This window comes from Mesorhizobium sp. B283B1A (assembly GCF_020165735.1).
In the GTDB taxonomy this organism is placed as follows: Bacteria; Pseudomonadota; Alphaproteobacteria; order Rhizobiales; family Rhizobiaceae; genus Mesorhizobium; species Mesorhizobium opportunistum.
In genome coordinates, this window is the sequence record NZ_JAIUIQ010000007.1 from 1 (window position 1) to 22,711 (window position 22,711).

General features: G+C 64.9%; 14 protein-coding genes. 3 read left to right on the top strand and 11 right to left on the bottom strand.

Annotated elements, in window-relative coordinates; all coding sequences use genetic code 11:
- On the top strand, positions 1-2,758 hold a 2,758-nt coding region (locus LB577_RS07445), incomplete at its 5' end, for a nitrate reductase (RefSeq protein ID WP_224686200.1).
- 425 nt (positions 2,759-3,183) lie between these two features.
- Positions 3,184-4,098, top strand: a complete 915-nt coding sequence (locus LB577_RS07450; RefSeq protein ID WP_224686201.1) for a hypothetical protein — start codon at positions 3,184-3,186, stop codon at positions 4,096-4,098.
- A 114-nt stretch (positions 4,099-4,212) separates the two neighbouring features.
- Here the strand turns inward: LB577_RS07450 and LB577_RS07455 are convergent, their stop codons facing one another.
- The 9 genes from LB577_RS07455 to LB577_RS07495 all read right to left on the bottom strand — a co-directional run bounded on the left by LB577_RS07455 (position 4,213) and on the right by LB577_RS07495 (position 18,062).
- Positions 4,213-5,727, bottom strand: a complete 1,515-nt coding sequence (locus LB577_RS07455) for an aldehyde dehydrogenase family protein (RefSeq protein WP_224686202.1) — start codon at positions 5,725-5,727, stop codon at positions 4,213-4,215.
- A 179-nt stretch (positions 5,728-5,906) separates the two neighbouring features.
- The gene (locus LB577_RS07460) at positions 5,907-7,181 is read right to left on the bottom strand and encodes an RNA polymerase sigma factor (RefSeq protein ID WP_023778441.1); all 1,275 of its coding nucleotides are present in this window, start codon (positions 7,179-7,181) and stop codon (positions 5,907-5,909) included.
- Positions 7,178-7,552 carry a YciI family protein gene (locus LB577_RS07465; protein WP_224686203.1) on the bottom strand — a complete coding sequence of 125 codons (375 nt, stop codon included), beginning with the start codon at positions 7,550-7,552 and terminating at the stop codon, positions 7,178-7,180. Before LB577_RS07465 ends, LB577_RS07460 begins: the two co-directional genes overlap by 4 nt.
- A 106-nt stretch (positions 7,553-7,658) precedes the next feature.
- Complete coding sequence (locus LB577_RS07470) at positions 7,659-8,750, bottom strand: DNA topoisomerase IB (RefSeq protein WP_224686204.1); 1,092 nt, start codon at positions 8,748-8,750, stop codon at positions 7,659-7,661.
- Positions 8,751-8,947: 197 nt separating this feature from the next.
- A complete protein-coding gene (locus LB577_RS07475) occupies positions 8,948-9,886 on the bottom strand; it encodes a glycosyltransferase family 2 protein (protein ID WP_224686205.1) in 939 nt (312 codons plus the stop codon).
- Between the two features lie 147 nt (positions 9,887-10,033).
- Entirely contained in the window at positions 10,034-10,918 is an 885-nt protein-coding gene (locus tag LB577_RS07480) for a transglutaminase N-terminal domain-containing protein (RefSeq protein WP_224686206.1), read from the bottom strand.
- Between the two features lie 57 nt (positions 10,919-10,975).
- Positions 10,976-13,387: a circularly permuted type 2 ATP-grasp protein gene (locus LB577_RS07485; protein WP_224686207.1), complete on the bottom strand. Its 2,412-nt coding sequence runs from the start codon at positions 13,385-13,387 to the stop codon at positions 10,976-10,978.
- A 6-nt stretch (positions 13,388-13,393) separates the two neighbouring features.
- A complete protein-coding gene (locus LB577_RS07490) occupies positions 13,394-16,756 on the bottom strand; it encodes a DUF2126 domain-containing protein (protein ID WP_224686208.1) in 3,363 nt (1,120 codons plus the stop codon).
- A gap of 109 nt (positions 16,757-16,865) precedes the next feature.
- Complete coding sequence (locus LB577_RS07495) at positions 16,866-18,062, bottom strand: acyl-CoA dehydrogenase (protein WP_224686344.1); 1,197 nt, start codon at positions 18,060-18,062, stop codon at positions 16,866-16,868.
- 103 nt (positions 18,063-18,165) lie between these two features.
- Here LB577_RS07495 and LB577_RS07500 point away from each other — a divergent pair, with 103 nt between their 5' ends.
- A complete protein-coding gene (locus tag LB577_RS07500) occupies positions 18,166-19,077 on the top strand; it encodes a LysR family transcriptional regulator (RefSeq protein ID WP_224686209.1) in 912 nt (303 codons plus the stop codon).
- Here LB577_RS07500 and LB577_RS07505 read toward each other — a convergent pair whose 3' ends face one another.
- Together LB577_RS07505 and LB577_RS07510 are read right to left on the bottom strand one after the other, a co-directional pair.
- Positions 19,078-21,399 (bottom strand): Tex family protein, encoded by a 2,322-nt coding sequence (locus tag LB577_RS07505; protein WP_224686210.1) that lies wholly within the window; start codon positions 21,397-21,399, stop codon positions 19,078-19,080.
- Positions 21,400-21,525: 126 nt separating this feature from the next.
- Complete coding sequence (locus LB577_RS07510) at positions 21,526-22,704, bottom strand: serine hydrolase domain-containing protein (protein WP_224686211.1); 1,179 nt, start codon at positions 22,702-22,704, stop codon at positions 21,526-21,528.
- Positions 22,705-22,711: the final 7 nt, after the last annotated feature.

The window sequence follows — 22,711 nt, forward strand, 5'->3', positions numbered from 1 at the left end:
CCCCCCCCCCCCCCCCCCCCCCCCCCCCCCCGACCATCCCGCGAATTTCGGCAGGCTCTGTTCGAAAGGTTCGGCTTTGGCCGAAACCATCGACCTCGAGGGCAGGCTGCTTCATCCCGAAATCCACGGCCGCCGGGCCGGCTGGGACGAGGCGCTCGACCTTGTCGCCTCGACCTTCTCGCAAACCATCGCCGAGCACGGACCGGATGCGGTCGCCTTCTACGTTTCCGGCCAGTTGCTGACCGAGGACTATTATCTCGCCAACAAGCTGATGAAGGGTTTTGTCGGCTCGGCCAACATCGACACCAATTCGCGTCTCTGCATGGCCTCGTCGGTCGCCGGCCACCGCCGCGCCTTCGGCTCCGACACGGTGCCAGGGAACTACGAGGATCTCGAGCTTGCCGACCTGATCGTGCTGGTCGGCTCCAACCTCGCCTGGTGCCATCCCGTCCTCTACCAGCGGATCGCCGCGGCCCGCCAAAGGCGGCCGGACATGAAGATCGTGCTGGTCGACCCGCGCCGCACCATGACCTCGGACATTGCCGACATGCACCTGGCGATCGCGCCGGATGGCGACGTCGCCTTGTTCACCGGTCTGCTCGCCTGGCTCGGCCAGCACAATGCGCTGGACCGCGCCTATATCACCGCGCACACCACCGGTTTCGGACAAGCGCTTTTCGCCGCCTCGGCGCTCGATCTGGCGGGCGTTGCCGCAGCGACGGGCCTCGGCGAAGACGAGCTTGTCCGTTTCTACAGCCTGTTTGCCGCGACCGCGAAGACGGTGACCGTCTACAGCCAGGGCGTGAACCAGTCGTCCGCAGGCACCGACAAGGTCAACGCCATCATCAACTGTCATCTCGCCACCGGCCGCATAGGCAGGCCGGGCGCCGGACCATTTTCGGTGACCGGCCAGCCCAACGCCATGGGCGGCCGCGAGGTCGGCGGCATGGCCAACATGCTCGCCGCCCATATGGAGATCGAGAACCCCGAACACCGTGACCGCGTGCGGCGCTTCTGGAATGCACCTGATGTCGCGCAAAAGCCTGGCCAGAAGGCGATCGAGATGTTTCAAGGTGTGGCCGACGGGCGCGTCAAGGCGCTGTGGATCATAGCCACCAACCCGGTCGATTCGATGCCGGACGCCGATGCCGTCGAGGCCGCGATCAAGGCCTGCCCGTTCGTCGTGGTTTCCGACGTGCTGGCCAGCACGGACACCGTCCGCCACGCCCATGTCCGGCTGCCCGCCGCCGCCTGGGGCGAGAAGGACGGCACTGTCACCAATTCCGAGCGCCGCATCTCGCGCCAGCGCGCGTTTCTCAGCCTGCCCGGTGAAGCGCGGCCCGACTGGTGGATCATTGCCGAGGTGGCGCGTCGGATGGGATTTGGCGAGGCGTTTGCGCATAAGACGCCGGCGGCGGTTTTCGGCGAGCATGCCGCGCTGTCTGGGTTCGAAAATGAAGGCGCGCGGGATTTCGATATTGGTGCTTATGCTGGAATCGATGCGGAGGCCTATGGGGTGCTTGAGCCGTTCCAATGGCCAGCGCCGAGCTCAGGCACCCCCCTCTGGCCTGCCGGCCATCTCCCCCGCAAGGGGGGAGATCAGCTGTTGTCGCGGCATTCGCCAATTACCGACGACGCAGGACATATGCCGGCATCAAAGCTGCCAGTCTCCCCCCTTGCGGGGGAGATGGCCGGCAGGCCAGAGGGGGATGTTCAAGCTGGACCTGGCCCCTCCAACACCCGCTTCTTCGCCAACGGCAATTTCTACACCCCCGACCGCAAGGCGCGCTTCATCGCCATCCGCGCCACCACGGAAATCCGCACCACACCTGACTTCCCACTCGTCCTCAACACAGGCCGGATCCGCGACCATTGGCACACGATGACGCGCACCGGCAAAAGCCCACGTCTGTCCCAGCACATCGCCGAGCCCTTCGTCGAAATCCATCCGGCGGATGCAGAACACCATGGTATTGGCGATGCCGACATCGTGCGCATCTCCAGCCCGCGTGGCGAAGTGTTCGCGCGTGCGCTGATCACGGCCCGCCAGCGCCGTGGCAGCCTGTTCGCGCCGATGCACTGGACCGATCAGTTCGCCGCCAAAGGGCGGCTCGACACGCTTGCCGCGCCGCTCACCGATCCAATCTCAGGCCAGCCGGCGCTGAAACACGTCGCGGCCCATATCGAGAAATTTGCGGCCAGGGCCTTTGGTTTCGCGGTGACGCGGCAACATCCCCAGGCAATTGCCGCTCCCTATTGGGCGGCAGCCCGCTGCAAGGGTGGATGGCGGGTCGAGCTTGCTTTCGCCGGGGCCGAGGTCGATTGGACGGGCTTTGCCCGGTCACTGTTTGGTGTGGAGCCGCGACAAGAAATGCTTGCCTATCACGACCGCGAGGCCGGCCAGCATCGCATTGCCGCTTTTGATGGCGAGCGCCTCGCCGGCGCCTTGTTCGTCGCGCCCGGTCCGGTCGCGGTGTCGCGCGGCTGGGCGGCTGAACAGCTGGAAACATCCCACGCCGGCACGCGCGAACGCTTCCGCATCGTCGCCGGTCGTGCCGGCGCCGAACGGCCCGATGCCGGCGCGACCGTCTGCTCCTGCTTCAGCGTCGGCGTCAACCAGATCGTGACGGCCGCGGCGGCCGGCTGCACGACCGTCGAAGCCATCGGCGATGCGCTGAAGGCCGGCACCAATTGCGGCTCCTGCCGGTCCGAGATCCGCGCCATCATCCTGGCCAACCGCGTTCAGGCCGCCGAATGAGTTGCGTCCAGGGCGACCGGATCAGCCATGTTCCACGCGCCGGCGGCCCGCCAAAGACAATCAGGCCGTCGGCATTTTTGCCAATCACGATCTTCTTTCGATAATCCACTCAGTCACTTTTCGGAGTAGAACGCGGCAAAGCTTCGCCGCCGAGCGATCTCTTATCGCTCGTCAGACCATGGCTGGTCCGCACTCATGTCCGAAAGGCGTGCCCCGCCGCTCGGAATGACGCGGAAACCATGCCTGGCCCTCATGAAGATCAATTAAACGGGCGGCCGTTCGGCTGACTATTATTGGAAGGGGTTTTCCAAGCCCTAGCAATCAGTTAGCGGACTGGATCATGACCCATCGCCGTAGCTCCATGCCTTGGTTGGCCCAGTTCTCCACAATTGGTACGTCTGGACACAAGTGTTGAAGACTGGAAAATGGGAAACGTAACTTCGCCATGCGAGTTTGATTCAAGCATCAGGAGACCAGCGCTGAATCTGGAAGACATAGCCCGACATCCGGCCTTGCACCGCTACGTTCAAGAACAGTCGAAGGCGCTGATCCGAATCTATGAGGAGAGCCCGCGGCTGGCGTCCATTTTTGCCACGCAGCAGCGCTGGCTGTTGGGTCATGTCGGCCTGGCCATGCACTTCAGGCGCGACCCTAACGACCGCCGCAAGGACCTGACCGTATCGCGCTTCATCGAGGTCGTGCACAAGAACGAGGTAGCCAGCCGCAACACTGCGGACGCTTTCATCAAGGAGATGCTGCACTACAAGATCGCGGAGTATGTGGCGGGTGGGGATGGCCGCACCCATCCCCTGCAACCGACCGCGGCCACCATCGAGAGATTCACCGGCTGGGTGATCGCCCATCTGCGCACGCTTGACCATATCGATGGGGGCGACCGGCTCGCCAGATACCTGGACCGGCCCGACATGCTTGCCACGCTGCAGCCCCTGGTGGCTGACGGCCTGCTTGCCTCGAAGCCGGTGCGCGAACCCAACCAGACCTTTTCCCTGTTCATCTGGCTCAACAATGGCGGCATCGTCATGGATTGGCTAATGTCAGGCATCGATCCCGACCATGCCGACCTGGAGCGGATTCCGACTAGCGTGGTTGCGATCGGCGACTTCGCCAAATGGCTCAAGCTGTCGCGGACCCATCTCGGCCGCAAACTGCGGACCGCCGAGGAACTCGGCAGCATCGGCTGGCTCGGCCAGCGAGGCCATTCTGTGATGTGGGTATCGCACGGATTCTACGAGGAATACATGACCGTGCAGGCCGCCAAGCTGGCCGTCGTCGACGATGCCTTCAAAGCTTGCTTCCCGCCATCGCAAGCCGGCGCCTGAGCGGCGCCGCGCGAGAGGGACGCGGTCAAGCTGGCCATCGTCGCCAACGCCTTGCCAAAGCCCGTGTCGATTGATGCTCGCCGAGCACGCTGACACGGGCCTTGGTCGGCAATCTCAATCGATGTCGAACGAGACGCCCTGGGCAAGCGGCAGCGCCTTCGAATAGTTCACCGTATTGGTGGCGCGCCGCATATAGGCTTTCCACGCGTCGGACCCGCTCTCGCGGCCGCCGCCGGTTTCCTTTTCGCCGCCAAACGCGCCGCCGATCTCGGCCCCCGACGTGCCGATATTGACGTTGGCGATGCCGCAGTCCGAACCGTCGACGCCGAGGAAACGCTCGGATTCCTGCAGGTCGCGGGTGAAGATCGACGACGACAGGCCGGCGCCAACCGCGTTGTGCTCGTCGAGCACGGTATCGAAATCCGAATATTTCATCACATAAAGGATCGGCGCGAAGGTCTCTTCCGTCACCGGCGAGACCTGTTTCGGCATCTCGACCAGCGCCGGGTGCACGTAGTAGGCGTCCGGATGGCCGTTCTCGACCCGCGCGCCGCCGGTCACCTTGCCGCCATGCGACACCGCTTCCTCCAAAGCCTTCTGCATGTTGTCGAAGGCAGCCTTGTCGATCAGCGGCCCGACCAGCGAAGAGGTCTCCAGCGGGTTGCCGACCGACACACTTTCGTATGCCTTCCTCAGACGTGGAACCAGGGCGTCATAGACACTGTCATGCACGAACAGGCGCCGCAGCGTCGTGCAGCGCTGGCCAGCGGTGCCCATCGCTCCAAAGGCAATCGCACGCAGCGCCATGTCGAGGTCCGCCGTCGGGCAGACGATGCCGGCATTGTTGCCGCCGAGTTCCAGCACGGCGCGCGCGAAGCGCTTGGCCAGGCGCGGCCCGACGTCCCTGCCCATGCGGGTCGAGCCGGTGGCCGAAACCAGCGGCACCTTGGGATGGTCGACCAGGATCTCGCCGACCGCCCGATCGCCGATCAGCACCGGCGCCAGGCCCTGCGGCGCGTCCGCGCCGAAGCGCTTGACGGCGCGTTTGAAGATCGCCTCGCAGGCAAGTGCGGTCAGCGGCGTCTTCTCCGACGGCTTCCACACCACCGCGTCGCCGCAGACCAGCGCCAGCGCTGCGTTCCACGACCACACCGCGACCGGGAAGTTGAAGGCCGAAATGACGCCGACGACGCCAAGCGGATGCCAGGTTTCCATCATCCGGTGGCCTGGACGCTCGGTGGCGATGGTCAGGCCGTACAATTGCCGGGACAGACCGACGGCGAAATCGCAGATGTCGATCATCTCCTGCACTTCGCCGAGGCCCTCGGACGGAATTTTGCCGACCTCGATCGACACCAACCGGCCGAGCTCGGCCTTATGCGCACGCAGTTGCTCGCCAAGCAGGCGCACCAGTTCGCCGCGCTTCGGACCCGGAACCAGCCGCCAGGATTGGAATGCCTTGTGCGCGGCATCGATGGTCTTGGCCGCCTCAGTCGGCGAGATGGTCTTCAGCGCCGCGATCTCCTCGCCCGTCACCGGGCTGCGCACGATCAGGTCGCCGCCAACAAGCGCGTCCTTGGCGACACCCAGTTTCGCCAGAAGTTCGGCCGTTTCCTTCGCTATCGTCATTTTTGTCCCTTTCAGATCCCGTCGCTCAAATGGCTTCGGTCAGAGCTTCGCGCCACGTTCCCGCGTGCCGGCTGGCATCTCGGGCACAGTCATGGCGTGGCATTACGCGTTTCAGGGGGAAATCGCCACCCCGGCATGGTCCAAGCCCAACCTGCACGATTGAGCCAGGCAGACGGAGCTTAGTTGGCCTTTTTTGCCGGCGCGCGCACGGCGCCGTCCTTCATCAAGCGGTCGATATGCATGCGGATATGGGCCGCTTCGGCCGCCGTATTGGCAAGCGCGATGGCGCGGTCGAAAGCGATGCGCGCCTCGTCGCCCCGGTCGAGCTGCATCAACAGCCCGCCCTTGAGGCCGAAGAAGTGGAAATAGCCGGAAAGCCTCGGCTCCAGCGGTTCGATCATGGCAAGGGCTGCTTCCGGGCCGCTCACCTTGGAGACCGCAACCGCGCGGTTGAGCGTCACCACCGGCGATGGCTGCATTTGTTCGAGCAGGCCGTAAAGCAGGTCGATCTCCACCCAGTCGGTATCCTCGGCCTTCGTAGCCCGGGCGTGCAGCGCCGCGATTGCCGCTTGCACCTGATAGGGACCGGGCTTGCGATGGCGCAACGCCTTGTCGACCAGCGCCAGCCCTTCGTCGATCATCTTGCGGCTCCACAGGCCGCGATCCTGGTCCTCGAGCAGCACGATCTCGCCGTCTTGGTCGAAACGGGCCGGCGCCCGCGCATGCTGCAGCAAAAGCAGCGCTGTCAGCCCCATGATCTCCGGTTCGGTCTGGAACAGCCTGAGCAGCAGCCGAGCCAGCCGGATTGCCTCCTCGCAGAGCGGCGCACGGGCCGGCGCCTCGCCGCTGTTGGTCGAATAGCCTTCGTTGAAGATCAGGTAGACCATGGCCGCCACCGCAGCCAGCCTTTCCGAGCGCTCGACCGCGCCCGGCGTCTCGAACGGCACGCCGGCGTCCGCGATGCGCGCCTTGGCGCGGGTGATACGTTGTTCCATGGCGCTTTCGCCGACCAGGAAGGCCCGCGCGATCTGCTTGACGGTGAGACCGGAGACGATGCGCAGCGCGACGGCGATCTGCTGTGTCGCGGGCAAATCAGGGTGGCAGCAGATGAACAGCAGCCGCAGGATGTCGTCGCGGTAATGCGCGCCGTCCAGCCGCTCGGCGATATCACTTTCGGCATCCTCCAGATCGGAGATCTGGTCCTCTTCCGGCATCGGCGCCTGCTTGGCGCGCTTGCGCACCGCGTCGATGCCGCTGTTGCGGCCGACGAAGATCAGCCAGGCCGCCGGGTCGCGCGGTGGCCCGTTCTGCGGCCAGTTCTTCAACGCCCTGAGGCAGGCATCCTGGAAAGCTTCCTCCGCGGTATCGAGATCGCGGAAATAGCGCAGCAGCGCGCCCATCGCCTGCGGGCGGGCGGCGCTGATCGCGGAGCTGATCCAGGCAAGTTCGGTCATACGGCAACCTTGGATGGATTGAAGATCGAGACCGGCCGGATTTCGTAGGAACCGCCGCTCGGGTTGACCTCGGAAAGTTCGCGCGCGAATTCGACCGCCTCGTCGAGATCGGCGCAATCAAGCGTGTAGAAGCCAAGGAACTGTTCCTTGGTCTCGGCGAACGGCCCGTCGATGACGACCGATTCGCCCTTGACCTTCCGCAGCGTCGTCGCCGCCGTCGTCGGCAAAAGCCGCGCCACCGGGCCGAGCCGGCCGGCATTGGCGTACTTCTGCTGAACGTCGAGGAGATCGGTCATGACCTTGTCGTCCTGCTCCTTGCTCCAGGAGCAGACGACGTCTTCGGAGGCATAGCAGAGGATGGCATAAAGCATGGGCGGTCCTTTTCTGTATCAAAGGACGAAACAGTAAGACCGATCCCGACACGACGTCGATAAAAAAATCCGACGGCTTTGGATTTGCCGCCGCTGGCAACCGCAATCAACCTTCATGTGCCCTCAACCATCTCAGCACGAGCGCTTCCTCCTCGTCGAGACCGTCGATGGAACGCTTGCGCCTGTTGGCTTCGGCCATTTCGGCAAGTAGGCGCCCCTGTGACCAGGCTTCGAAGACCCGCGGGTGGATATAGCATTTTCGGCAGACGGCGCGGGTGTTGCCCAACCGCTCGGCCACCTTGTCGATGACGCTGTTCATCACCCGCTTTTGCTGTGCCTGGCTTTCGGGCAATTCCGTCTGCGCAAACAGCGACGCGGCATGGATGGTGCCGCCCCATGTGCGGAAATGCTTCGAGCTGAACGCATCGCCGGCAGCGCCCCTGATATAGCGGTTGACATCGTCGGAGCGGACCGGACGCCTGTTGCCCTCCTCGTCGAGATACTGGAACAGCTTCTGGCCCGGCAGATCCTGCGCACCGCGCACGATGCCGGCGATGCGGCGGTCGACCAGCTTCAGTTTCCATTCCTTGCCGGATTTGCCCTTGAACGCAAAGCGCAGGCTCGATCCCTTGATGTCGACATGGCGGTCTCGCAACGTCGTCAGGCCGAAGCTCTTGTTGTCGCGGGCATAGGCGGCATTGCCGACGCGGATCATCGTGTTGTCGAGCAACCAGACGATAGCGGCAACGACACGCTCGAACGGCAGGCCGTGACGGCGCAGGTCGCCGTCTATGGTGCGCCGCAGCTCCGGCAGGCTTTCGGCGAAGGCGACGAGGCTCGAATATTTGGCGCTGTCGCGTTCTTCGGCCCATTGCGGATGATAGCGATACTGCTTGCGCCCCCGCTGATCCCTTCCGGTCGCCTGGATATGCCCGTTCGCGTCGGGCGAAATCCAGACATCCGTCCAGGCCGGCGGGATGACGATCGCCTCGATACGCGCCCTCGCGGCATTCGAGACCGGTCGTCCGTCAGGTCCCTTGTAGGAAAATCCCTTGCCTGCCTTCAGCCGGCGAATACCGGGCTCGGCATCGCTGACATAGGTCAGCGCGGCGTGTTCGGCCGAGGTTTGCGCCCCGTTTTTCGGCACAGCGCCGCTGTCGGCCGACGTGCCGCGCGATAATCCGGATCTCTGCAGCATGACCGCTCCACGCCAAATATCCGTAGATAAGCCGTTGGCTGACCGCTGGTTCCACCGCCGGCCGCAAAGTCGGTGGCAACCGACATCCGTCGGCCGGCGAGATGCGGGGAATCCAGAGCAATTCCAGGAAAAGTATGAAACGGTTTCCCGGAAAAGCGCAGCGCTTTCCCTTTGGGAATTGCATCAAAAAGAAAGAGTTAGAGGGCGCTTTGCAGTTCTATCCGTGGTGCCGAGAGACGGCATCGCACGGCGAGCTTCAGCCTGTAGCGCAGGCAGCGCCAGGCTTCCGACCGCCGCTTCGGCGCGGCCGCGGCTACCGCCAGGAACCGTGCGGCGGTGTCGAGGTCGCCCCGTGCATAGTGGACGCGCGCGATCTTGAGGGCGACAAGCCCCTCCCTGGTCTTCAGCGCCGAGAGCGGGATGCTGCAATCGGTGAGTTTGCGCAATTCATGGCGCCACTCCAGGAAGCGCCGCACCGGGTTGATCGCGAAACGATCGTCGGAACGGGCCGGCGAAACCTCATAGACCATGACGGGCTGCGGAATCATGGCCAGCGACGCCTTGCTCATCAGCCGCGCCCAGAACAGCGTGTCCTCGTCATAGGCAAGGCTGACCGGAAACCGTGTTTCGCCGATCAGGCGCCGGGATGCCAGCACGCTGCCCACGGCCACCGAACGTATATCGCCTTTGACATAGGCCGAAGCGTTTGCGAGGCAGGCGTCCTGATAGCCGTTCGGCACCTTGATCTGCCGGTCCTGGCCATTCACGCGTCGGCGGTAGGCGCCAACGATCATGTCGGCTTTCGGCTGGCTCTGCGCCTGCCGCAGCAGCGCGCGCAATCCACCTTGAAGATGCAGGTCGTCGGCGTCGATCAGATACACCCAGGGATGGAGCGCCTGCGCCAGCGCCCCGTTTCGGGCGCCACCGGCATCGCGGCAGTCGGCCGGCAACACGCGTAGCGGCAGCGACAGTTGTGCCGCCGCCTGCCGTGCGACCGCCGCCGTGTCGTCCGTCGATGCGTCGTCGACCAGCAGGACCTCGCCGATGACCTCGGCCTCGCCTCGCAGCGACGCCAACGTTGTCCCAATGGTAGCCGACGCGTTGTGGGCAGGAATGACGACGCTGACCGCTTTCAATTACAAAATCCCGCGCCTGCGCGCTCTAGCAGTATAATGGCTGTCCCCTCGAAACGAACATAGAATAGCGGCCCCTTCGACGTTTGAGAAGCCGCTTCATCCACCCGCATTTGCAGCGACAGGGTGCGCCTCCTGTTTCGGTCCGCCTCATGCCTTTTCGAGGGCAACCGGAATGACGTCGACAGCCTGCTCACCGACCTGCCCGCCGGTGGTCTTCAACACACCAACGATCGGTGCCACGTCCGAATAATCGCGGCCGAAGCCGACCGTGATATGGTCGTTGCTGGCCCGCATGCCGTTGGTCGGGTCGAACTCCTGCCAGCCGGCGTCGCGCCCGCACCACACCTTGACCCAGGCGTGCATGGCATCGGCGCCTTCCAGCCGTGGCTTCCCCTTTGGCGGAATGGTGCGCAGGAAGCCGCTGACATAGCCGGCCGGAATGCCGAGCCCGCGCAAGCCGGCGATCATGATGTGCGAAAAATCCTGGCAGACGCCACGTTTCAGCTTGAAAGCATCGCTGGCCCGGGTCCGCACCGTGGTCGCCTCGCCATCATAAGTGAAATCGCGGTGGATGCGCTCGCACAGGGTCAGCGCCGTACCGGCGGCCGAGTTGCCGACGCTGTCCTGCGCATAGGCGGTGATCGCGGCATCGATGCCCGCATGGCTGCTGGCAGTCAGAAAGTGATGCGGCGAGGCAGACGCCAACGACCGCACCGCGGCGAGTTCCTGCCTGAGCCGGCCGATATCGGGCGACACATCGAGCCCCGGCTCGGGCCGCGATACCGAAACGCGCGCGCTCATCCTGATGTCGAGCGCGTCATGCGCATCGCGAAAGGCGATCGAGGTAACACTGTTGCCGAAGAAGTCAGAGAAATCCGACCGTTCATTGGGCGCCGGCGCAAAGGACAGGGATGCCGCAATGACGCGCTGCACGCCGGAAATCGTAGACGGCAGAACACGGATCTGATGGCGGCCGCCGCCGGCCGCGGCTGCGTAGTCGTAGTGCAGATGAAGCCTGATGTCGTAAAGCATGCCCTACTTTTCTTGTCTTGGCCCGGGTTCCGGTCGCAAAACCGTGCGATCTGGGGCCTAGCCGAAATAGGCTTTCGAAAGGCTGCTGTAGAGGCCGCCTATCTCGCTGGCGAGATCGTCCAGAGCCTTTGCCGTCATGTCCGACGGCTCCTTGATGGCGATGGCCGTGTTGAGCTGCAGGATCTCCTTGGCCGCCGGCGACATATGCCCCTCGCCGCCAACCGAGGGCAACAGGCCGATCTCGGCCTTCAGCCTTTCGAGCTGGAACAGGATAGAGCGCGGATTGAGCGGATCGAGCGCCAGAAGATCGATCACCGTGCGCCGGCCGGCCTGCACCGGATATTGCCGGCGATGGGTCATCACGCTGTCGCCGATCTCCAGCATCATGTCGAGCGCGCCGTCAGGCGCCTTGGTGCTGGTCAGCCGGGCGAGCGTGCGGGCGATCTGGATGCCGCGCTCCAGCCGCCGGCCGATCTCGAGGAAGCGCCAGCCGGCGAAGCGGTACATGTTCTCGTGCAGCAGGCCGGAGAAGCCGGCGAGCTTGCGCAGGATGACGGTCATGGCCCGCGTCGCGTCATCGCCGGGCGCCACCGTCGTTGCGAACTGATGAATGGTCTTCGACAGGTCCTTGAGCGCCAGCCAGCCATCCGGCGAGAAGCGGTCGCGTATCTGGCCCGCGCTGTAGACGGCGCTGTCCAGCGTACCGATCAGTCCCGACGGTATAGCCGTTTCGACGTCGATGCCGAACGGTTCGAGATAATCCCTGATATCGGCCAGCAGCGGCATGTCCGGATCGGACGTCTCGGCGAGCCGCACATGATAGGCCCGCAGGATGCGTACCGTGTCTTCCGAGCGTTCGATGTAGCGGCCGAGCCAGGTCAGGTTTTCCGCCGCGCGGCTGGGCAGGCTGCCTGGCCTTGTGCGGCTGAAACTGTCGCCCTCCTGCGGCAGCAGCGTCTCGCGCTCCACCGGCCGGTCGCTGACCACCCAGACGTCGGCCGCCTGGCCGCCGCGCTGCATGGCGATCGCCGTCGGGTCGAGCGACAGGCCGACGCGGGCAAAACCGCCCGGCATCACCGTCCAGCCCTCGGGCGTGCGCGCCAGATAGACGCGCAGGCTCGCCGGCCGCGGCTCCAGCCAACCGCCGACATAGACCGGTGTCGTCGAAAGCGTCACCGCTTCCTGGCCGACGAAGGCGGCGCCCTCGCGTTCGATGTGCGCCACCAGCTCCGCCCGCTCTCCGGCCGACAGCGCCGAGCCGAGCTTGGTCTGGCCGTCATCCTCGAAGGCAAGCCTCGTCGATAGTGCCGGGCCGATCACCATACGGTCGATATTGGCCAGCACATGCGCGCGTTCGGATTGTTGCCCGCACCACCATGTCGCCACGCTGGGCAACTTGAGTTCCTCCCCGCGCAGCTCGCGCGCGATCTTGGGCAGGAAGCCGAGCAGCGCCCGCGTTTCCATCAGCCCCGAACCCAGCGCATTGACCGTCGCAACCGCACCCTGGCGGATCGCCTCGACCAGCCCCGGCGTCCCGATCTGCGAATCCGATCTCAGTTCCAGCGGATCGGCGAAAGCGGCATCGAGCCGTCGCCACAATACGCTGATCGGCATCAGGCCCGACACGGTGCGGACCATCAGCCGGCCGCCGGAAACGGTCAGGTCCTCGCCTTCGAGCAGCATGATGCCGAGGTAGCGGGCGATATAGGCGTGTTCGTAATAGGTTTCGTTGAGCGGCCCCGGCGTCAGGATGGCGACACGACCGTCGGTTTCCTTGGCCATGCCGATCAGTGCATCGCGGAAGCGGCGGAAGAAGCCCGCCAGCCTATGCACATGCATCTCGCCATAGATGTCGGACAGCGCGCGCGTGGTTGCGACGCGGTTCTCCAGCGCGAAACCGGCGCCGGACGGCGCCTGCGTGCGGTCGCCCAGCACCCACCACCTTCCGTCTGGTCCACGGCCAAGCTCGAAGGCGCAGAAATGCAGGAAATGGCCGCCGGGCGGCCTGGTGCCGACCACCGGCCGCAAATATTCCGGGCTTGCGGCAATCAGCCCCGCCGGCAGAATGCCCTTTTCGACAAGCCGGTTCGGCCCATAGATGTCGGCGATGGTTTCCTCGAACAACTCGGCGCGCTGGACGAGGCCAGCGCTGATGTCGGCCCATTCGGCGTCTTCGATGAGCAGCGGCACATGCGCCAGCGGCCATTCGCGTTCATTGGCGCCGGCCTTGTCATAAACGCGGTAGTAGACGCCGGCATCGCGCAGATACTGGTCGGCGCGAGCGAAGCGCTGGCCGAGCCTTTCGGCGCCGAGTTCGTCGAGCGCCTCGATGAAATGCTTCCAGACCTGGCGGGGATTGCCCGACGCATCGACCATCTCGTCGACGACGCCGTCAATCGGCTGGTAGTGCTCCAGCAGGCTGTGGGTCTGCGGCTTGCCGCGTACCCTTCTGTGATTCCCCTTTGCCATCGCTGATCAGAGTCTTGCCGGCCGCCGAAGGTCAAGGGTCATCGGGAAATCTTCCGCCGGTTGTTCCTCGCGCAGCACATAGCCTGATGGCGTGTGGCCGCGCGGTTCGAAGCGGGCGAGCCGCCGTGCCTCGGCCTCGTTGCCGTTGACCGGGAAGGTGTCGTAATTGCGCCCGCCGGGATGCGCGACGTGGTAGACGCAACCGCCGACCGCCCGGCCGGACCAGCGGTCATAGATGTCGAACACCAGCGGCGTGTTGACCGGCAGCGCCGGATGAAGGCCGGAGGCCGGCTGCCAGGCCTTGAAGCGGACGCCCGCCACCGCGACCTCGCGGTTGTCGGTAACCTTCATCGGCACGATGCGGCCATTGCAGACGATCGCATGACGCTCGGGGTTGAGACCCTCGGTCTTGACCTGCAGCCGCTCGACCGAGGAATCGACGAAGCGCACGGTGCCGCCGATGGCGCCCTGCTCGCCCATCACATGCCACGGCTCCAGCGCCTGCCGCAGCTCCAGCTTGATGCCAGCATGCTGGACCTCGCCGCAGAAGGGAAAGCGGAATTCGAGCTGGGCGTCGAACCATTCCGGACGGAATTCGAAGCCATTGAGGTTGAGGTCGTCCAGCACATCGAGAAAATCCGCCCAGACATGATGCGGCAGCATGAAACGGTCATGCAGCGAGGTGCCCCAGCGCACGAAGCGCCCGTCGAGCGGGTTTTTCCACGCGCGAGCAATGATCGCCCTGACCAGCAATTGCTGTGCCAGCGACATACGCGCATTGGGCGGCATCTCGAAGCCGCGGAATTCGACCAGCCCAAGACGCCCTGTCGGACCGTCCGGCGAAAACAGCTTGTCGATGCAGATTTCCGAGCGGTGCGTGTTGCCGGTGACGTCGGTCAACAAATTGCGGAACAGCCGGTCGACCAGCCACGGCAGAGGTGCAGAGCCGGTGTCCGGATGCGGCACCTGCGCCATGGCGATCTCGAGCTCGTAGAGCGAGTCGTGACGCGCTTCGTCGAAACGCGGCGCCTGGCTGGTCGGTCCGATGAACAGGCCGGAGAACAGATAGGACAGCGAGGGATGCCGCTGCCATTGCAGCACAAGGCTCTTCAGCAGATCGGGCCGGCGCAGGAACGGACTGTCATTGGGCGTCGCGCCGCCGACCACCACATGGTTGCCGCCGCCGGTGCCGGTATGGCGGCCGTCGATCATGAACTTGTCGGCGCCAAGCCGCGTCAGCCGCGCCTCCTCGTAGATCCCCGTTGTCGTCGCCACGCAGTCCTGCCAATTGGCAGCCGGATGGATGTTGACCTCGATGACGCCGGGATCGGGTGCCACGCGGATGACGTTGAGGCGCGGATCGTGCGGCGGGCCATAGCCCTCGATATGCACAGGAAGACCGATGGCCTTTGCTGCGTTCTCGGCGGCGGCAACCAGTTCGAGATAGTCCTCCAGCGCCTCGACCGGCGGCATGAAGACGCATAGCCGTCCATCGCGCGGCTCGACCGAGAGCGCCGTGCGCACGGCGCCGCCGATCTCGGTGATTTCCTGCTCGACCCGGTCCTGCTGGCCGGTGGCGGCCGTGAATGAAGCCGCCTGCTGGCGCCGCGCCATCTCGTCGGCGCCTTCAAGCTCGGCTGGCGCGGGCCCTGGCAGCATGGCTTCACGCGTCGGCAACGGGCCGCGCGGCAGCGACGGATCGACCGGCACGATGTAGGGGAACTGCGCCGGCGGCACGTGAGGAAGCGTGCCGAGCGGCAGCCGATAGCCGACCGGTGAATCGCCCGGCACCAGGAACAGCCGGCCGCGCCGCGTCGTCCATTTTTCGGACCGCCAGCGAGGGTCCGACGCCTGGCTGTTCCACCGCTGCACCGGCAGCACATAGCCCGACGGCTTGGTCAGCCCGCGCTCGAACACCTTTGCCATGCGGCTGCGTTCTTCCGGGTCTTCCAGCTTGGAGTTAGATGGATCGACATTCTCTGGCAGCTTGCCTTCCTTGAGCAGCCACTCGGCCGGATCCTCATAGGCCTCGCTGACCATGGACGTGTCGATGCCAAGCTCACCGGCGATCGCCGTCAGCAGGTTTTCCGCCTGCTGCGGGCCAACATTATCGGCCGCGCTCTTTTCGTGCGCGATCAGCGACGGGTCGCTCCATACCGGCTGACCGTCGGTGCGCCAGTAGAGTGAAAAGGTCCAGCGCGGCAGGGTTTCGCCGGGATACCATTTGCCCTGGCCATAATGCAGGAAGCCGCCAGGCGCGAAGCGTTCGCGCAGCCTTCGGATCAGCGCATCGGCCTTTTCGCGCTTGGTCGGCCCGACGGCGGCGGTGTTCCACTCGGCGGATTCAAAGTCGTCGATCGACACAAAGGTCGGTTCGCCGCCCATGGTCAGCCGCACGTCCCCGGCCGTCAGCGCGGCATCGACCTTGTTGCCGAGCACGTCGAGCGCCTGCCAGCTTTCGTCGGAGAACGGCTTGGTGATGCGCGGATGCTCGGCGATGCGATCGACCCGCATCTCGAAGCCGAACTCGACATTGGCGAAGCTCGCCATGCCGGAAATCGGTGCCGCATTGCGGAAATGCGGCGTTGCCGCCAACGGCACATGGCTCTCGCCGGTGAGCAGGCCGGAGGTCGGGTCGAAGCCAATCCAGCCGGCGCCCGGAAGATAGACCTCGCACCAGGCATGCAGGTCTGTGAAATCGACGGATGTACCGGCCGGCCCATCGAGCGCCACCAGATCCGGCTTCAGTTGGATCAGATAGCCCGAAACGAAGCGCGCGGCGATGCCGAGATTGCGCAGGATCTGCACCAGCAGCCAGCTCGAATCGCGGCACGATCCCTTGGCCGCGGCCAGCGTCTCCTCCGGCGAGAACACGCCGGTCTCCATGCGCACGATATAGGCGATCTCGCGCTGCAGCCTGGCATTGAGATCGACGAGGAAATTGACCGTATTTTCCGCGCTGCGGTCGACGGTCTTCAGAAAGGCCGAGAGCAGCGGTCCCGCCGGCTCCGGCGTGCGGTAGATGGCGAGGTCGTCGCGGATCTCTTCCGGGTATTCGAACGGAAACGTCTCGGCCGACGGCTCGACGAAGAAATCGAACGGATTGTACACCGTCATGTCGGCGACGAGATCGACCTCGATCTTGAGCTCCGTCACCGGTTCCGGAAACACGAAGCGGGCGAGGAAGTTGCCGTAGGGATCCTGCTGCAGGTTGACGAAGTGGTTCGCCGGCTCGACCTTCAACGAATGGCTGAGCACCTTGGTGCGGGAATGCGGCGCCGGCTGAAGCCTGATGATTTGAGGACCGAGCACCACCGGCCGGTCGTATTTGTAATGGGTCAGGTGATAGACGGCTGCCAGAATTGCCATAGGGCCCCGGAATTCAGCGTTTCAAACGAACGCTAGACCCTGACACATCAGGCGGCCATTCTCCAAGCAGAGATGTTGCGGTGCACCTAATTTAGGCAACGGTCGCGGCTCAGAAAAACGCCTGTATCCCGGTCTGCGCCCGTCCCAGGATGAGCGCATGCACGTCATGCGTGCCCTCATAGGTGTTGACCGTCTCCAAATTCTGCGCGTGGCGCATGACGTGGTAGCCGATCTGGATGCCATTGCCGCCGTGCATGTCGCGGGCCTGGCGGGCGATGTCGAGCGCCTTGCCGCAATTGTTGCGCTTGACGATCGAGATCATCTCCGGCGCCATCTTGCCCTCGTCCATTAGCCGCCCAACCCTGAGCGAGCCCTGCAGGCCAAGCGCGATCTCGGTCTGCATGTCGGCGAGCTTCTTCTGGAACAGCTGCGTGCCGGCGAGCGGCTTGCCAAACTGCTTGCGGTCGAGGCCGTATTGGCGCGCCCGGTGCCAGCAATCCTCGGCGGCACCCATGGCGCCCCAGGAAATGCCGTAGCGTGCCCGGTTGAGACAGCCGAACGGGCCACCAAGGCCCTTGGCGTTGGGCAGCAATGCGTCCTCGCCGACCTCGACGCCTTCCATCACCACCTCGCCGGTGATCGACGCGCGCAGCGACAGCTTGCCGCCGATCTTCGGCGCCGACAGCCCCTTCATGCCCTTTTCCAGCACGAAGCCGCGGATCTCGTCCTTGCCGTTGTCACCCTTCAACTTCGCCCAGACGACGAACACGTCTGCGATCGGCGCGTTGGAAATCCACATTTTGGAGCCGGTGAGCTTGTAACCGTTGGCGGTCTTCTCGGCGCGCGTCTTCATGCCGCCCGGGTCCGAGCCGGCATCCGGCTCGGTAAGGCCAAAGCAGCCGATCCATTCACCCGACGCCAGCTTCGGCAGGTATTTCTTGCGCTGCGCCTCCGAGCCGTAGGCGTATATCGGATACATAACCAGCGACGACTGCACAGACATCATCGAACGATAACCGGAATCGACACGCTCGACTTCCCGCGCGACCAGCCCGTAGGTGACATAGTTGGCGCCGAGCCCGCCATATTCCTCTGGGATGGTGATGCCGAGCAGACCCGCCTCGCCCATCTCGCGAAAGATGCCGGCGTCGGTCTTTTCCTCGAGGTACGCCTCCTCGATGCGCGGCGCGAGCTTGTCGGCGGCAAAGGCCGCCGCGCCGTCCCGCACCATGCGCTCGTCTTCCGAAAGCTGGCCCTCGATCAGGAACGGGTCTTCCCAGACGAATGCATTCTTGTCGGCGGCCATGGCATCTCGATCCTCAAAACGGGTGAAGTCCGGCTTATCGGCCCGTGGCATGAAAAAATCAAACGAAATTGCTTCACCGATCAATGAGCATTAGGAATGAATGATGAGTGTCCAACGCCGCCTTTTGCCCAACATCAGCGCCCTTGCCGCGTTCGAGGCGGTGGCCCGGCTTGGCAGTTTCACCGCCGCCGCGCAGGAGCTGGATCTGACGCAGGGCGCGGTCAGCAGGCAGATCAAGCTACTCGAAGATCAGTTCGGCCGCCGGCTGTTCGAGCGCGACAGCCGCAATGTCCGGCTGTCGACAGCCGGCGAAATCTATGCCGACGCCGTGCGTTCGGCCCTCGGCCAGTTGCGCGACGCAGCCCTTGGATTGATGAGCAATCGACATAGCGGCATCCTGAACCTGGCCATCTTGCCGACGTTCGGCACGCGCTGGCTGATGCCGATGATCCCTGATTTCGTGGAAAGAAATCCCGATATCACCATCAACTTCGTCACCCGCGTCGGCCGCTTCGATTTCGCCAGGGAGAGGCTGGACGCCGCCATCCACTACGGCCTGCCGGATTGGCCGGAGGCCGACTCCACGCTCCTGGTGCGCGAGACGGTGGCGCCGGTAGTGTCGCCCGGTTTCCTCGCCGGCCGCGCCTTTGCCACGCCGGCCGATATTGGCCGCTTGCCGCTGCTGCACATGGCGACGCGGCCCGGCGCCTGGACCGAATGGTTCGAGCACCAGGGCCTGAGCGCGCCGACCGGACCGGGCATGCAGTTCGAGCAGTTCGGCACCGCCGCCCAGGCGTGCATGGCAGGGCTCGGCGTCGCGTTGTTGCCGCTCATCCTCATCACGGGTGAATTGCAGCGCGGCCAGCTCGTGCCGGCGCCAGGCCAACCCATGCAAAGCCGCAGCGCCTATTATCTCGTCGTGCCTCACGACAAGAGAGGCCACCCGCCCGTCGCCAGTTTTCGCGACTGGCTGCTGGGCCAGCTTGAGAAGGAGCCGGCCGTTCTGGCTTGGTAGCTACTTCCGCTTCAGCGCATCTGCCAGCGCGGCGCCAAACGCGCCCTGCTGGGCCGGCCGCTCCGGTTGACGCTGGGGCATTGGCGAACGTGGCGCCGGCTTGCCGCCACCATTGTCGCGTGGCCCTCTCGATGCGCCGCCCTCGCCGCCATCCTTGCGCATGGAGAGTGCGATGCGTTTGCGCTTGGTGTCGACGTCGACGACGCGCACCTTGACCACGTCGCCGGCCTTGACCACCTCATGCGCGTCCTTGATGAAACGGTCGGCCAGTTGCGAGACATGCACCAGACCGTCCTGGTGGACACCGATATCGACGAAGGCCCCGAAGGCGGCGACATTGGTCACCGTGCCTTCCAGCAGCATGCCGGGCTTCAGATCCTTGATGTCGTCGACCCCGTCGGCGAAGGTCGCGGTCTTGAAGCCGGGACGCGGATCGCGGCCGGGTTTTTCCAGCTCGGCCAGGATGTCGCGCACCGTCGGCAGGCCAAAACGCTCGTCGACGAAGACGCGCGGATCGAGTGCCTTGAGCGCGGCACTGTCGCCCATCAGCGAACGCACATCACGGCCGCAGGCGGCGACGATCTTCTTGGCCACGCCATAGGCTTCCGGATGCACCGAGGAGGCATCGAGCGGCTCGCTGCCATTGGCAATGCGCAGGAAGCCGGCGGACTGTTCGAACGCGCGAGGTCCGAGCCGCGGCACTTTCAGCAGATCCTTGCGGCTGGCAAAGGGGCCGGTCGCGTCGCGATGCGCGACGATGGCATCGGCCAGCGATGCGCCAAGGCCCGAAACCCGCGCCAGCAATGGCGCTGAAGCGGTGTTGAGATCGACGCCGACCGCGTTGACGGCATCCTCGACCACCGCTTCCAGCGACCGGCCAAGCCGGTACTGGTCGACATCGTGCTGGTACTGGCCGACGCCGATCGACTTCGGCTCGATCTTGACCAGTTCGGCGAGCGGATCCTGGAGACGTCGCGCGATCGACACCGCGCCGCGCAGCGATACGTCGAGACCGGGGAATTCCGCTGCAGCCGTCGCCGATGCAGAATAGACGGAGGCGCCCGCCTCGCTGACGATCACCTTCAACGGCTTCGGTCCGCCGTCGGACGGCATGTCGGACAGCATGTCCGCGACCAGCTTCTCCGTCTCGCGGCTGCCGGTGCCGTTGCCGATGGAAATCAGCTCGACCTTGTGCAGGCGAACGAGCCTGGCGAGTTCCGCCTGCGTGCCCCTCACATCGTTCTTTGGCGGGAAGGGATAGACGGTCGTCGTCGTGAGCACCTTGCCGGTGCCGTCGACCACCGCCAGCTTGACGCCGGTGCGGATGCCGGGATCGAGCCCCATCGTCGGCCGCGACCCTGCCGGCGCGGCGAGCAGCAGATCCTTGAGATTGCGGGCAAAGACATGGATCGCCTCTTCCTCGGCCCGCTCGCGCAGGTCGCGCATCAGATCAAGCGTCAGGTGCAGCGAAAGCTTGATCCGCCATGTCCAGCCCGCGACCTCCATCAGCCAGCGGTCGCCCGGCAGGCTGCCGCCGATGGCATAGGCATTGGCGACCATTCGCTCGACCGGCTTCACCGGCGAGGTGTCATCGGCATCGACCTCGATGTCGAGCGACAGCACCTCCTCGTTGCGGCCGCGCAGCATGGCCAGCGCGCGGTGGCTCGGCACATTTGCCCAGCGTTCGACATGGTCGAAATAGTCGGAGAATTTCGCGCCCGCCTCCTGCTTGCCGTCGACCACCCTGGCGCGCATGAAGGCGCGTTCCTTCATGTAGGTCCGCAATTTGCCGACAAGATCGGCATTTTCGGCGAACTGTTCCGACAGGATGTCGCGCGCGCCTTCCAATGCGGCCTTGGCATCGGCCACCTCTTCGCTGACATAGGCCAGCGCCAGTTCGGCGGGCACGAGCGAACGATCGGCGAGGATGGCCTCCGCCAGCGGCCCCAACCCGCGCTCCCGAGCGATCTCGGCCTTGGTGCGGCGCTTGGGCTTGTAGGGCAGATAGATGTCTTCCAGCTCCGCCTTGGTGGCGGCGGCGATGATCTTGCCCTCGAGTTCCTCGGTCAGCTTGCCCTGCTCGCGGATGGAGCCAAGGATCGTGTCACGTCGCGCGTCGCGCTCACGCAGATAGGCCAGCCGCTCCGCAAGGTCGCGCAACTGCGTATCGTCCAACCCGCCGGTGACTTCCTTGCGGTAGCGCGCCACGAACGGCACCGTAGCGCCTTCATCGAGCAATTCGATCGCCGCGGCCGCCTGCTCGGGGCGCGCCGCGATCTCGGCCGCGATGATGGCTGCGATGCGCTTGATGTCGGATGCCATGTCATTCCCACTCTTGTCGAAAGAGCGGCGACCATAGGCGCTGACATCCGGTCCGCCAACCGCCGCGCTTCCGTCAGCCCGGCGGGTCCACAGGAAAGCACTCGCTAATTTGGTGGCAGGAGGCGTTTAGACCATCCGGCTCAGCGCTTCGAAAAACGCCACAAGCTCGATATCCAGCGGATCGTCGACCGGCTCCGGCTGCGACGACATCTTGGCGATCACCACTTCGGTCCTGGGGTCGACATAGAGCCACTGGCCATGGATGCCGATGCCGCAATAGGCGCCGTTCTCGTGTCCGGTCTGGTACCATTTGTTGCGATAGCGCCCCTTCGGGAACAGCGGCTGCATCGCGCCGCGCTGCCAGGCTTCCGCGCTGCCGCCGGTGCTGGTCGTGTCGCGCACCCAGGCCTCCGGCACGATGCGCCGGCCATTGGCCGTGCCGCCCTGACGCATCATTTCGCCGACACGCGCCAGATCGCGCGGCGTCACCGAGATGCCGCCGGCGGTGCGTGCCGTGCCTTCCATGTCGACGCCGATAGAAGCCTCGCCGACGGCGCCGAGCGGCAGCCAGAGCTTCTCGCGCATCAGCTCGTTGAAGCGCTGGCCCGAGGCACGCTCCAGCAACAGGCCGAGCAGGTCGGAATTGGGCGAACGGTAGCGGAAGGTCTGGCCATGCGGCTCGGCCAGCCGCTGCAAGGTCAGGATGAATTCGCGCAGGCTTTCGGTGCCGCCGCCCGGGTTCCACAGCGTCGCCCGGCGATAGCGGGCAAAGGCGCTTTCCGGATCGAGATAGGCTTCCTCGAAATCGAGGCTGACGCTCATGTCGAGCACATGCCGCGCACTCGCATCGCCATAGGCCGAGCCGGCGGCCTCCGGAATGTAGTGCGCCACTGGTGCTTCCGGATCGAACACACCCTCGGCTTCCAGTATGCCGGCAATGATGGCGGTCACCGACTTGCTGATCGAGAAGATGATGTGGCGGGCGCCGAAATCCATGTGCGGCGCGAACCAGTCGCCGATGATCTTGCCGCCTTTCATGATGGTCAGCGCGTCGGTGCTGGAGCGGACGAGAAATTCGGCCACCGTTTCCGGCGCGCTGGCGACCGAGACCTTTTCGCCAAGCAGGCCACCGAGATCTTGCATCGGTGCCTCGATGCCCCCGGCCGCCGTGACGCGCGCCGTCGGCACCAGTTCGCCGAGGTTCTGGAACGACCATCGGTTGAATGGGTTCTCGCGCCAGTTGGCGAGCAGCACCTCGTTGCGACGGAAGCCGTAGCGGGTCTCGAACACGGTCATGCCGGTCATGGCGTTT

Excerpts from the sequence above, each read along its gene's own strand:
- LB577_RS07450 (WP_224686201.1), top strand. The coding sequence starts at position 3,184 with ATGGGAAACGTAACTTCGCCATGCGAGTTTGATTCAAGCATCAGGAGA.
- LB577_RS07455 (WP_224686202.1), bottom strand. The coding sequence starts at position 5,727 with ATGACGATAGCGAAGGAAACGGCCGAACTTCTGGCGAAACTGGGTGTC.
- LB577_RS07460 (WP_023778441.1), bottom strand. The coding sequence starts at position 7,181 with ATGACCGAACTTGCCTGGATCAGCTCCGCGATCAGCGCCGCCCGCCCG.
- LB577_RS07465 (WP_224686203.1), bottom strand. The coding sequence starts at position 7,552 with ATGCTTTATGCCATCCTCTGCTATGCCTCCGAAGACGTCGTCTGCTCC.
- LB577_RS07470 (WP_224686204.1), bottom strand. The coding sequence starts at position 8,750 with ATGCTGCAGAGATCCGGATTATCGCGCGGCACGTCGGCCGACAGCGGC.
- LB577_RS07480 (WP_224686206.1), bottom strand. The coding sequence starts at position 10,918 with ATGCTTTACGACATCAGGCTTCATCTGCACTACGACTACGCAGCCGCG.
- LB577_RS07485 (WP_224686207.1), bottom strand. The coding sequence starts at position 13,387 with ATGGCAAAGGGGAATCACAGAAGGGTACGCGGCAAGCCGCAGACCCAC.
- LB577_RS07490 (WP_224686208.1), bottom strand. The coding sequence starts at position 16,756 with ATGGCAATTCTGGCAGCCGTCTATCACCTGACCCATTACAAATACGAC.
- LB577_RS07495 (WP_224686344.1), bottom strand. The coding sequence starts at position 18,062 with ATGGCCGCCGACAAGAATGCATTCGTCTGGGAAGACCCGTTCCTGATC.
- LB577_RS07500 (WP_224686209.1), top strand. The coding sequence starts at position 18,166 with ATGAGTGTCCAACGCCGCCTTTTGCCCAACATCAGCGCCCTTGCCGCG.
- LB577_RS07505 (WP_224686210.1), bottom strand. The coding sequence starts at position 21,399 with ATGGCATCCGACATCAAGCGCATCGCAGCCATCATCGCGGCCGAGATC.
- LB577_RS07510 (WP_224686211.1), bottom strand. The coding sequence starts at position 22,704 with ATGACCGGCATGACCGTGTTCGAGACCCGCTACGGCTTCCGTCGCAAC.